A 12,184-nucleotide genomic window follows, 5' to 3' on the forward strand; every position below is an offset into this window, starting at 1 on the left:
CAGGACGCCGGAAGGGCCGTGCACGGGACTCCGTGCACGGCCCTTCTCACCTTGTGGACCCGAGCTGTTCGCTCAGGGCGAACTCTCCTCGGGGGACCGGCTCCCCCATGCGACCTGCGGGCCCTCGAAGTGGACGGCGTGGCGCGCGGGATGCGCCGCCGCACCGAGTACGAAGACGTCCTCCGCGCCGTCGAGCACCCCGCCCGAGGGGTCGTCGTCACCGGAGCGGCGTACCACGTCCCGCTCGGGCATGAGGATGTCGCGCACGACCATGGCGCACAGGTAGAGCGTGCCCAGCAGGTGCACGGCGATGGCCCAGTGGTAGCCGTCGGTCGGCAGCCCCTTGTGGGCGTCTCCGCTGGTCGTGTACGCGAGGTACATCCAGATCCCCAGGAAGTACGCCACCTCGCACGCCTGCCAGATCAGGAAGTCCCGCCACTTGGGCCGGGCGAGGACCGCCAGCGGGACCAGCCACAGGACGTACTGCGGGGAGTAGACCTTGTTGGTGAGGATGAAGGCCGCCACCACCAGGAAGGCCAGCTGGGCGAAGCGCGGTCGGCGCGGGGCGGTCAGGGTCAGCGCGGCGATGCCCAGGAAACAGAGCAGCACCAGGACCATCGCCGCGTTGTTCACGAAGTCGGTCGACGGCGGGCTGGTGGTGTTCTGCGCCCAGATCAGCCAGAACGAGCCGAAGTCCACGCCCCGCTCCTGGCTGAACGTGTAGAACTTCGACCAGCCGTCGAAAGCGAAGACCATCACCGGCAGGTTCACCACGAGCCAGGAGCCCACCGCGCCGCCCGTCGCGACGAGGAACTCCCGCCATCTGCCCGCGCGCCAGCACAGCAGGAGCAACGGCCCCAGCAGGAACACGGGATACAGCTTGGCGGCCGTGGCCAGGCCCAGGAGGACGCCGAAGGCGAGGGGACGGCTCCGGGACCACATCAGCATCGCTGCGGCCGTCAGAGCGACCGCCAGGAGGTCCCAGTTGATGGTGGCGGTCAGCGCGAAGGCGGGCGCCAGGGCGACCAGCAGACCGTCCCAGGGACGCCGGCGGTGGGTACGGACCACGCACACCGCGATGACGGCGGCGCAGATCATCAGCATCCCGGCGTTGACGAACCAGTACACCTGCTCCTGGAGCTGGATGCTTCCGCTGCCCGGGGTGAGCCAGGCGGCCACCTCCATGAACACACCGGTCAGCACCGGGTATTCGAGGTAGTCCATGTCGCCGGGGAGCTTGTCGAAGTACGGCACCAGACCGTCGGCGAAACCGCGCCCCTGGTAGAGGTGCGGAATGTCCGAGTAGCAGGCGTGGGTGTACTGGGAACTGGCGCCGAAGAACCAGGCGCCGTTGTAGCAGGGCGCCTTCTGGACCAGGCCCAGGGCGAAGATGCCGATCGCGACGAGGACCACCACGCGTAGCGGCGTCCACCAGGACGTCCCGAGCAGGGCACGTCGCCCGATGGGGCCGCCGATCAGCTCACTGCCGGCCGCGGCGACCGCGTCTTCCCTGGTCGGCCGCACCGGCTCCGGCTCACGCACGCCCGCGGGCGTCGTCTCTGCACTGGGCATGGGGCCCATCCTGCCGTACCTCTCTAGGAATACGCCGAGGGCCGCCGTACCTCCTCGGGTACGACGGCCCGTGTTTCACGTGAAACACCCTTCGGCGGGCGAAAGGGTCACCAACCGGTCAGACCTCGCGGCTAGCCGGTCGATCCGCCGAAGAGATTCCCTCCGCCGTTGGCATTGCCTCTGGTATTGCCCACGCCGGTCGAATCGGTCGGCGACGGCGAGGACGTGGTCCCCGACGTGCTGCCGGTGGTGCCGCCGTCGGTCGAGCAGTTCCAGGCGAACTGGCAGCTCTCGCTCGTGCTGGGCGAGGGGGCGGTGACCGTCTCGCTGGGCGTGGCGCTCGGCGACTCGCTGGGCGACTCGCTCGGAGTGATGCTCGGGCTGGGCGTCGGAGAGGGCATCCCCGCCTCGTCGGCGATCTGACCGATCTCGGTGGCCTCCGGGAAGCCCGGGTCGTTCTTGCCCTTCAGCGCGGACTTCATGTACTCGGTCCACACCGAGGTCGGGATGTCACCACCGTGGATGGACGCCACGCCGGCGGTACCGTTCATGGACAGCAGCTCGGCGTCCTTCGGGTTCTCACGGAACATCGCCACCGACGTCGCCAGCTGCCGGGTGTAGCCGACGAACCAGGCCGACTTGTTGCTGTCGGTGGTACCGGTCTTGCCCGCCGCCGTACGGCCCAGGGCCTTGGCGTTGGTACCCGTACCGTTCTGGATGACGTTCTCCAGGGTGTCCGTGACGTTGTTCGCCACGTTCTCGTCCATCGCCCTGGTCAGCTTCGGCTTGTCGAAGCCCGGCAGCTTCTGCCCGTCCTGCTTGACCGCGGTCACGGAGTACGGGTCCACGTGCTCGCCGGAGGCCGCGAAGGTCGCGTAGGCGTCGGCCATGCGGATGGCACTGGGGGTGGACGTGCCGATGGCGAACGACGGGTTCAGACCCTGCAGCATGCTGTTCGGCAGGATCCCGGCCGCCTGGGCCATGTCACGTACCTTCGTGAGTCCCACGTCCACACCCAGTTGCACGAACGGGGTGTTGACGGACTGCTCCATCGCCTTGCGCAGAGTGATGTAGCCCCAGGGGTACGCGCTCTCGTTCCGCTGACGGAAGATCGAGTTGTCCTTGTTCAGGTAGTACGAGCCATCCGGCCTGCGCACCTTCAGGTTGTCGTCGCCGTTGTACTTGCTCAGCGGCGAGACCCCGACACCGTCGGTCTTGTACGTCCCGTTCTCCATGGCCGCCGCCAGCACGAACGGCTTCCACGTCGAACCGACGGGGACACCGGAGGTGTCCGCGTTGTTGGTGAAGTGGTTGTTCTCGTAGCCGGCACCGCCGTACAGGGCGACGATCGCGCCGTCCCTGGGCACCACCGACGCGGCACCGAACTGGACGTACTTGTCCTTCTCGCGGTTCTTCGGGTCCAGGCGCGCCTTCTGGACCTTCTTCACGGCCGCGGTCAGCGCGTTGACCCTGTCCTTGTCGAAGGTCGTGTAGATCTGGAAGCCGCCCTGGTCGAACTGTGTCTCGGTGATGTTCGAGTGCGCGAGGACGTACTTCTTGGCCGTGTCGGCGAGGTAGCTGATCTGGCCGGTCATGCCCTTGATCGCCTTGCGGCCCTGGGGCATCGGGTACTTCTTGATGGCCGTCTGGTAATCGGCGTCGCTGAGGCGCTTGTCCTTGTGCATCTCCCCGAGGATCCAGGCCCAGCGTTCCTGCGAGCGCTTGAGGTTGGCCTCCCTGGAGGCCGAGGGATCGATGTCCGGGTTGCCCGCCGGGTCGTAGTACGTCGCACCCTTGAGCAGCGCGGCCAGGACGGCGCACTGGCTCGGCTGGAGGTCCTTCGCGTCCACGCCGTAGTAGGTCTGGGCGGCGGCCTGGATGCCGTACGCGCCACGGCCGAAGTACGAGGTGTTGAGGTAGCCCTGCATGATCTGGGGCTTGGTGAGCTTCGTGCCCACCTTGATGGAGATGAACATCTCCTTGAACTTGCGGGTGACCGTCTGGTCCTGGCTGAGGTAGGTGTTCTTGACGAACTGCTGGGTGATCGTCGAACCACCCTGCGTCTGGCCGCCCCGGGCCATGTTGACCAGGGCACGGGCGATACCCATGGGGTCGACACCCGAGTCCGTGTAGAAGCTCTTGTTCTCGGCCGAGATCACCGCGTTCTGCATGGCCTCGGGGATCTGGTCGATGGTGACGTTCTGCCGGTTCACGCCCGTGCCCGTCGCGACCATCTGCTGACCGTTGGCCCAGTAGTAGACGTTGTTCTGGGACTTGGCCGCGTCGTTCTCGCTGGGCACCCCCACCATGGCGTACCCGACACCGACCAGGGCGACCAGACTGCCCAGGAAGGTGAGGCACAGCCCGGACACGAGCTTCCAGGAGGGGACCCAGCGGTGCCAGCCGAACCTGTTCGCCCTGGGGTAGTCGATGATGCGCTTGTTGCCCGGATCGGTCGTCCGGCCTCTGCCACGCCCCGGGCCGGCAGGGCCACCCGGACCACGGCTCCCGTTGTCGGGCCCTCTGCGGCGCCCTCCTGTGTTTCTCTGCGCCGCCCGGCGGGCCTCCGCTCGGCTGCCGTAGGGGCGCTCCTCACCCCCCGGGCCCTGGGAGTCCGACCCATAGGAAGAGAACCCATAGGAGTCGGAAGGAGACCCGGTGGCGCCTCGCGGTGCCGCACGGCGGCCGGAGGACGGGCCGGGCTGGCCGCGTCGGGCCGCGGCACGTCCGTCTCCGCCTCCCTGCGGCTGCGGCGGTTTGCGACGGTGCTCGCTCATCGAACGATTACTCCTCGGGCAGGCGCACCCGTGCGCGCCTGGAAACGGCGGCTGGTTTCCGGTCCCCCCGAAGTACGGATGTGGTCGGTCCTGCATTCACCCGTACTGCACCAGGGACGTGGACGCCCCCCAGGCGTCACTCGGTTCCCGGTGGTCTGCATGCCGCACAGACTACGCACCACGAAAACCCGCCGAGCCCCGAAGTTCACCCCAAAACAGGCAACTTGCCTCCTGCGAATCGGTGATGTGATCCCGTTCACCGTCACCCCCCTTGTCGCAGACGGAAGGCCGATCTATCGTCGGGATGTATCGAGTCGATACATCGGACCGAGACAACCGAGCAGCAGACGAGAGGAGGCGATCATGAGCCGGCGCTCCGGCATCCTTGAGTTCGCCGTACTCGGCCTGCTCCGCGAGTCCCCGATGCACGGTTATGAGCTGCGGAAACGGCTCAACACCTCACTCGGCGTGTTCCGTGCCTTCAGCTACGGGACGCTCTATCCGTGCCTCAAGACGCTGGTCGTCAACGGCTGGTTGATCGAGGAACCGGCGAACGCCGGTGAGGAGGCTCTCGCCGCCACGCTCGCCGGCCGCCGCGCCAAGATCGTCTACCGGTTGACGGCGGAGGGTAAGGAGCACTTCGAGGAACTCCTCTCCCAGACCGGCCCCGACGCGTACGAGGACGAGCACTTCGCGGCGAGGTTCGCCTTCTTCGGCCAGACCTCGCGAGACGTCCGCATGCGCGTGCTGGAGGGCCGCCGCAGCCGGCTGGAGGAGCGCCTGGAGAAGATGCGCGCCTCGCTGGCACGCACCCGGGAACGCCTCGACGACTACACGCTTGAGCTCCAGCGCCACGGGATGGAGTCCGTGGAGCGCGAAGTGCGCTGGCTGAACGAGCTCATCGAGAGCGAGCGGGCCGGACGGGACCTGAAGGGTTCCGGCTCGGAGGGGTCCGCTCAGCAGAACACCACCAATGGAGCGCCGGGCAACCTGCCCCGGTCCGAGGACACCCCTCGGCCGGATTTGCCCGACGACACCGCCACGTGAGTCCCGTTCAGGGCCTCACTCGTACACACAGGGAGCAACCGGAATGGGTTCGGTTCGCGTAGCCATCGTCGGCGTGGGCAACTGCGCCGCCTCGCTGGTACAGGGAGTCGAGTACTACAAGGACGCCGACCCGGCGTCCAAGGTCCCCGGCCTGATGCACGTCCAGTTCGGCGAGTACCACGTCAAGGACATCGAGTTCGTCGCCGCCTTCGACGTGGACGCCAAGAAGGTCGGTCTCGACCTTGCGGATGCCATCGGCGCCTCCGAGAACAACACCATCAAGATCTGCGACGTGCCCAACTCCGGTGTCACCGTCCAGCGCGGCCACACCCTCGACGGTCTCGGCAAGTACTACCGCGAGACCATCGAGGAGTCCGAGGCCGAGCCGGTCGACGTGGTCCAGATCCTGAAGGACAAGCAGGTCGACGTTCTGGTCTGCTACCTGCCCGTCGGTTCCGAGGACGCGGCGAAGTTCTACGCCCAGTGCGCCATCGACGCCAAGGTCGCCTTCGTCAACGCCCTCCCGGTCTTCATCGCCGGTACCAAGGAGTGGGCGGACAAGTTCACCGAGGCCGGTGTGCCGATCGTCGGTGACGACATCAAGTCGCAGGTCGGCGCCACCATCACGCACCGCGTCATGGCGAAGCTGTTCGAGGACCGGGGCGTCATCCTGGACCGCACGATGCAGCTGAACGTCGGCGGCAACATGGACTTCAAGAACATGCTGGAGCGCGACCGCCTGGAGTCCAAGAAGATCTCCAAGACGCAGGCCGTCACCTCCCAGATCCCCGACCGGGACCTCGGCGAGAAGAACGTCCACATCGGCCCGTCCGACTACGTGGCCTGGCTCGACGACCGCAAGTGGGCCTATGTCCGCCTGGAGGGTCGCGCCTTCGGTGACGTCCCGCTGAACCTCGAGTACAAGCTCGAGGTCTGGGACTCCCCGAACTCCGCGGGTGTCATCATCGACGCCCTGCGCGCCGCGAAGATCGCCAAGGACCGTGGCATCGGCGGTCCGATCCTCTCCGCGTCGAGCTACTTCATGAAGTCCCCGCCGGTCCAGTACTTCGACGACGAGGCCCGCGAGAACGTGGAGAAGTTCATCCGCGGCGACGTCGAGCGCTGACGTCCGCCGCTCGCACAAAAATCGCTCCTGCCAGGGCTGTGAGGGTCCCCGGGTCATCAGACCCGGGGACCCTTCCCATGGATGCGACCCCCTATGTGAGGCTGTGCCCCATGCCCGTCGTCCGTGACCTGCGTGTCCTGCTGCGCCTGCGGGACTTCCGCCGTCTGCTCGCCGTGCGGCTGCTCTCCCAGGGCGCCGACGGCGTGTACCAGGTCGCGCTCGCCGCCTACGTCGTCTTCTCACCGGAGAAACAGACCTCACCCACCGCGATCGCCTCGGCCATGGCGGTCCTGCTGCTCCCGTACTCGCTGGTGGGCCCCTTCGCCGGTGTCCTGCTGGACCGCTGGCGACGCCGTCAGGTCTTCCTTCACGGCAATCTGCTGCGCGCGTTGCTGGCCGCGGTCACCGCCGCCCTGATGGTGGGGGACGTGCCCGACTGGCTGTTCTACGCCTCCGCCCTGTGTGTCACGGCCGTCAACCGCTTCGTCCTTTCGGGTCTGTCGGCCGCGCTCCCGCGGGTGGTCGACACCGACCGCCTGGTGCTGGCCAACTCACTGTCACCGACGGCGGGCACCCTCGCCGCGACCGCCGGCGGCGGCCTGGCCTTCGCCGTACGGCTGCTCGCCTCAGGCTCCGACGCCGCGGTCGTTCTGCTGGGCGCCGTGCTGTATCTGGGCGCGGCCCTCACCTCCCTGACCATGGCCCCCGGCCTCCTCGGCCCCGACCGGCATCCGGCCCGGCCGAGCCTGCGAACGGCTGTCCTCACCACCACACGCGACCTGCGCCAAGCGATACGGCATCTCGCGGCGCCACAGCGCCGGGAGGCGGCCTGGGCCCTGTTCAGCATGACGACGATGCGCTTCTGCTACGGCGCTCTGCTCGTCCTGGTGCTGATGCTGTGCCGCTACGCCCTCTCCTCCGGCCCGGACAACGGTCTCGCGCTGCTGGGGCTGGCGCTGGGTCTCTCCGGCGCGGGGTTCTTCGCGGCGGCCGTGGTGACGCCGTGGGCCGCCGGGCGCCTGGGCCCCGCCCGTTGGATCGTCGTGTGCGCGGCGTCCGCCGCCGTGCTGGAGCCCGCACTGGGCCTCCCGTTCACGACCGTTCCCATGCTCGTCGCCGCCTTCGTGCTGGGGCTGATCACCCAGGGCGCGAAGATCGCGACGGACACCATCGTGCAGTCGTCGGTCGACGACTCCTTCCGCGGCCGCATCTTCTCCGTGTACGACGTCCTCTTCAATGTCGCCTTCGTCGGAGCCGCGGGCGTCGCCGCCCTCATGCTGCCGCCGGACGGCCGCTCGGCGGCCCTCGTCATCACGGTCGCGCTCCTCTACGCGGCGGTCGCGGCAGCCATGGCCCGCCATGAGGCGCAGCGAGGGAAGCAGCAGCAAAGAGGAAGTGGAGAGGGGCGATGTTTCACGTGAAACATCGCCCCCGGCGTCCCGGACGGGAGGGTGTTTCACGTGAAACACCCTCCCGTCGGCATGCTCAGTCCTGCTCGGCCCACCACTCCTTGAGCGCGGTCACCGCGGCGTCGTGCTCCATCGGGCCGTTCTCCAGCCGGAGCTCCAGCATGTACTTGTAGGCCTGGCCCACCTCCGGGCCGGGGCGGATCCCCAGGATCTCCATGATCTGGTTGCCGTCGAGGTCCGGGCGGATCGCGTCGAGCTCCTCCTTCTCCTGAAGCTCGGCGATGCGGTCCTCCAGGCCGTCATAGGCACGGGAGAGCGCTGCGGCCCTCCGCTTGTTCCGGGTCGTGCAGTCGGACCGGGTCAGCTTGTGCAGACGGTCGAGCAACGGACCCGCGTCACGGACGTAGCGGCGGACCGCCGAGTCCGTCCACTCCCCGGTGCCGTAGCCGTGGAAGCGCAGATGGAGTTCGACCAGCCGCGAGACGTCCTTCACCAGTTCGTTGGAGTACTTCAACGCGGTCATGCGCTTCTTGGTCATCTTCGCCCCGACCACCTCATGGTGGTGGAACGAGACCCGGCCGTCCTCCTCGAAGCGGCGCGTGCGCGGCTTGCCGATGTCATGCAGCAGTGCGGCGAGGCGGAGGGCTAGGTCGGGACCGTTCTCCTCCAGCGCCATCGCCTGCTCCAGGACGATCAGCGTGTGGTCGTAGACGTCCTTGTGCCGATGGTGCTCGTCGCTCTCCAGACGCAGGGCAGGAAGCTCGGGCAGCACCTGGTCGGCGAGGCCCGTCTCGACGAGCAGTGTCAGCCCCTTGCGAGGATGGGCGGAGAGGATCAGCTTGTTCAGCTCGTCCCGGACCCGCTCCGCCGAGACGATCTCCAGCCGGCCGGCCATGTCCGTCATCGCCGCGACGACCTCGGGCGCCACCTCGAAGTCGAGCTGGGCCGCGAAGCGGGCGGCGCGCATCATCCGCAGCGGGTCGTCCGAGAAGGACTCCTCGGGCGTCCCCGGCGTGCGCAGCACGCGTGCGGCCAGGTCCTCCCGGCCACCGTGCGGATCGATGAACTCCTTCTCCGGCAGGGCCACCGCCATCGCGTTCACGGTGAAGTCACGCCGGACGAGGTCTTCCTCGATGGAGTCCCCGTACGACACATCGGGCTTGCGTGAGGTGCGGTCGTAGGCCTCGGAGCGGTAGGTGGTCACCTCGATCTGGAAGGACCGAACGGTACCTCCTACCCGGGCGTCCTTCTGCGCCCCGACCGTGCCGAAGGCGATCCCGACGTCCCAGACGGCGTCCGCCCAGGGCCGGACGATCTTCAGAACGTCCTCGGGGCGGGCGTCGGTGGTGAAGTCCAGGTCGTTGCCGAGCCGGCCCAGCAGTGCGTCCCGGACCGAGCCGCCGACCAGGGCGAGAGAGAACCCGGCCTCCTGGAACCGGCGGGCGAGGTCGTCGGCGACGGGCGCCACCCGCAGCAGTTCGCTCACCGCGCGCTGCTGCGCCTGGCTCAGGGCAGAGGGATTGTCTTCATTGGCGTTCGGCACAACAGCACAGGGTACGTGCCCCTGGCCACTCCCAGCGCCTCCATATCCCCTCCGCACTCCCCGCAGAGCCTCCGCACGCGACCCTGGGACAGTCCGCTCCGTACCAGTACAAGCCCAGTATTCGGCTCTTGAAGAGGCCTTCCGGTGATACTGGATATAGGGGACAGGCCGATACGCTTCTCCGATCTTGTGAAGCGGACCGCGGCACTTCGGCTCAGCGCACCTCGTTACCATGCGTGGACGCACATTCCGACGACCACTGACGACGACGAGGGACGGACGAGCGCGTGGCCGAGGCGGCAGACTTCCAGGGGACGCCCTCACCTGCCCGCCGCTGGCTGCGGCGCACCGGGGCACTGCTCGCGGGTGTGCCTCTGCTGGCCGGGCTGGCGCAGCTGCCTGCCGCGGCGCCGGCCCAGGCGGCCGGATCGAACGCCGTGTCGGTGGCCATCGACTCCCTGAGCCCCAGCGCCCCCACCGACGGGGACACGCTGACGGTCTCCGGCACGGTGACCAACACCAGCAAGCAGGCCGTCACGGACGCCCATGTGGACCTGCGCGTGGGTTCCCCGCTCAGCACCCGGTCGGCGATCGACACGGCGGCCCAGCAGCCCGACGAGCTCCAGTCCGGCCTCGGCACCGAGATCGGTGGCAAGTACGCCGAGGACTTCGACTCGCTCGCCCCGGGGGTCGCCGAGCACTTCAGCATCTCGGTCCCCGTCGACAAGCTCGACCTGGGCCAGGACGGGGTGTATCCGTTCGGTGTCTCGCTGTCCGGCAGGACGACCGCGCAGCAGTGGGACCAGGTGCTGGGCGTCCAGCAGACGTTCCTGCCCTGGCAGTCCTCCGAGGCGGACACGAAGACCAGGACGACGTACCTGTGGCCGCTGATCTCGACCGTCCACATGACGGCCAAGACAGGGGCGGGCGAACTGCAGACGCCGGTCTTCCTCAACGACGACCTCGCCAAGGAGATCTCGCCCGGCGGCCGGCTGGCCCAGATGCTGGCACTCGGCAAGGACCTGGACGTCACCTGGGTGATCGACCCGGACCTGCTGGCCTCCGTGGACGCGATGACCCGCAGCTACCAGATCCAGGGCCCCGGTGACACCACCACGGCAGGCACCCACCAGGCCGTGGCCAAGCAGTTCCTGACCGACCTCCAGGACGCGGTGGCGGACAAGGAGGTCGTCGCGCTCCCCTTCGCCGACCCCGACCTGGCCTCCCTCGCCCACAACGGCACCACGGTGACCGGTTCGCTGAGCCACCTCAAGGACGCCACCGACGTCGCGGCCACCACGGTCGAGACCGTGCTCCATGTCACACCGGACACCGACTTCGCCTGGCCCGTGAACGGCGCGGTCGACCCGTCGATCATCAAGGTGGCCACCTCGGCCGGCGCCGACAAGGTGATCGCCCGCAGTGACAGCCTCCAGGAGACCGGCGGACTGTCCTACACGCCCTCCGCGGCGCGTCCGATCGGCGGCGGCACCACGGCGGTGGTCGCGGACGCCCGGCTGTCCACGGCGTTCGAGGGCGACCTGACGACGGCGGACTCGGCGACGCTCGCGGTGCAGCGGTTCCTGGCCCAGAGCCTGGCCCTGAACACCCAGACCGACAAACAGCGCAGCATCGTCGTCGCCCCGCAGCGGATGCCCTCCTCGAGCCAGGCCCAGGCCATGGCGACGGCCATCACCGCGCTGCAGGACAGCAACTGGTCGCAGTCCCAGAACCTCACGGCCGCCGCCAAGGACAAGCCCGATCCCGGTGCCGCCACGAAGATCCCCTCGTCGTCCGCCTACCCGTCCTCGCTGCGCAGGCAGGAGCTGCCCCGGACGGCCTTCGAGCAGATCGCACGTACCCAGGACAAGCTCGACAACTTCCAGGTGATCCTCAGCAAGCAGTCCCGGGTGGTGACCCCGTTCGGCCGGGCCATAAACCGGGAGATGTCCGCGTCGTGGCGGGGACGCGGCACCGACGCGGACAGCTTCCGCACGGGCGTGGAATCCTGGCTCGACGACCTCATCGGCGAGGTCAAGCTGATCGACAAGTCCGAGACCAAGCTCTCCGGACGCAGCGCCACCATCCCGGTCACCGTCCAGAACAACCTGGTCCAGGGCGTCGACCACCTCGTCCTGCGGCTGACGTCGACGATGCCGACCCGGCTGGAGATCGGCGGCAAGCCCTACTACGAGCAGCCCGTCGCGGTCTCCGGCGGCCACAGCCAGTCCGTGAAGTTCTCCACCTCGGCCAACGCCAACGGCCGGGTGGAGGTCACCGCGCAGCTGTACACCCAGGACGGCCAGGAATACGGCCAGCCCGTCCGGTTCGACGTGAAGGTCACCGAGGTCACGCCCACCGTGATGCTGGTCATCGGCGGCGGTGTGCTGCTGCTGGTGCTGGCGGGCTTCCGGATGTACACCCAGCGCAAGCGGGCGGCCGCCCGCCAGGCAGCGGAGGGCGACGGTCCGGCTCCGGCCGGCGAGGACACCCCGGGCGGCCCTGCGGACGAGGGCCCCGAGAACACCGCTGGGCCCGGGAGCCCCGGCACTCCTGGCGGCCGTCGCCCGGGAGAGTCCGACGCCCGGTCCGGGGCAGACGACCCCGAGCAGCCGAGTGACCCGACACCGGACACCGCACCGGAAAGCGCCGACCCGTCCGGGACGGGTGAGAGAGTGGACCGTTGAGCGATGTCGTGGCCGGTGTGGCC

General features: G+C 68.5%; 7 protein-coding genes. 4 read left to right on the forward strand and 3 right to left on the reverse strand.

The window, feature by feature from the left end:
* Positions 1-72 precede the first annotated feature (72 nt).
* Positions 73-1,572 carry a glycosyltransferase 87 family protein gene (locus AB0958_RS08995; protein WP_366889683.1) on the reverse strand — a complete coding sequence of 500 codons (1,500 nt, stop codon included), beginning with the start codon at positions 1,570-1,572 and terminating at the stop codon, positions 73-75.
* A 131-nt stretch (positions 1,573-1,703) separates the two neighbouring features.
* Positions 1,704-4,349 (reverse strand): transglycosylase domain-containing protein, encoded by a 2,646-nt coding sequence (locus AB0958_RS09000; RefSeq protein WP_366889685.1) that lies wholly within the window; start codon positions 4,347-4,349, stop codon positions 1,704-1,706.
* Positions 4,350-4,712: 363 nt separating this feature from the next.
* Between AB0958_RS09000 and AB0958_RS09005 the strand changes: the two genes are divergently transcribed.
* From AB0958_RS09005 to AB0958_RS09015, 3 genes are all read left to right on the forward strand, one after another.
* Complete coding sequence (locus AB0958_RS09005) at positions 4,713-5,396, forward strand: helix-turn-helix transcriptional regulator (RefSeq protein ID WP_366889686.1); 684 nt, start codon at positions 4,713-4,715, stop codon at positions 5,394-5,396.
* Between the two features lie 43 nt (positions 5,397-5,439).
* Positions 5,440-6,522 carry an inositol-3-phosphate synthase gene (locus tag AB0958_RS09010; protein ID WP_366889687.1) on the forward strand — a complete coding sequence of 361 codons (1,083 nt, stop codon included), beginning with the start codon at positions 5,440-5,442 and terminating at the stop codon, positions 6,520-6,522.
* Positions 6,523-6,632: 110 nt separating this feature from the next.
* Positions 6,633-7,943, forward strand: coding sequence for an MFS transporter (locus AB0958_RS09015; RefSeq protein WP_366889689.1), 1,311 nt, complete (start codon positions 6,633-6,635; stop codon positions 7,941-7,943).
* A gap of 64 nt (positions 7,944-8,007) precedes the next feature.
* On the opposite strand, the gene AB0958_RS09020 is transcribed toward AB0958_RS09015, so the two are convergent.
* A complete protein-coding gene (locus tag AB0958_RS09020; protein ID WP_366889690.1) occupies positions 8,008-9,474 on the reverse strand; it encodes a CCA tRNA nucleotidyltransferase in 1,467 nt (488 codons plus the stop codon).
* Positions 9,475-9,761: 287 nt separating this feature from the next.
* Between AB0958_RS09020 and AB0958_RS09025 the strand changes: the two genes are divergently transcribed.
* A complete protein-coding gene (locus AB0958_RS09025; RefSeq protein ID WP_366889691.1) occupies positions 9,762-12,161 on the forward strand; it encodes a DUF6049 family protein in 2,400 nt (799 codons plus the stop codon).
* Positions 12,162-12,184: the final 23 nt, after the last annotated feature.

The sequence above is a fragment of the Streptomyces sp. NPDC006655 genome (assembly GCF_040703965.1).
Classification (GTDB): domain Bacteria; phylum Actinomycetota; class Actinomycetes; order Streptomycetales; family Streptomycetaceae; genus Streptomyces.

What these genes read in the sequence shown, in the direction of transcription:
- AB0958_RS08995 (WP_366889683.1), bottom strand. Translation starts at nt 1,572, where the DNA reads ATGCCCAGTGCAGAGACGACGCCCGCGGGCGTGCGTGAGCCGGAGCCG.
- AB0958_RS09000 (WP_366889685.1), bottom strand. Translation starts at nt 4,349, where the DNA reads ATGAGCGAGCACCGTCGCAAACCGCCGCAGCCGCAGGGAGGCGGAGAC.
- AB0958_RS09005 (WP_366889686.1), top strand. Translation starts at nt 4,713, where the DNA reads ATGAGCCGGCGCTCCGGCATCCTTGAGTTCGCCGTACTCGGCCTGCTC.
- AB0958_RS09010 (WP_366889687.1), top strand. Translation starts at nt 5,440, where the DNA reads ATGGGTTCGGTTCGCGTAGCCATCGTCGGCGTGGGCAACTGCGCCGCC.
- AB0958_RS09015 (WP_366889689.1), top strand. Translation starts at nt 6,633, where the DNA reads ATGCCCGTCGTCCGTGACCTGCGTGTCCTGCTGCGCCTGCGGGACTTC.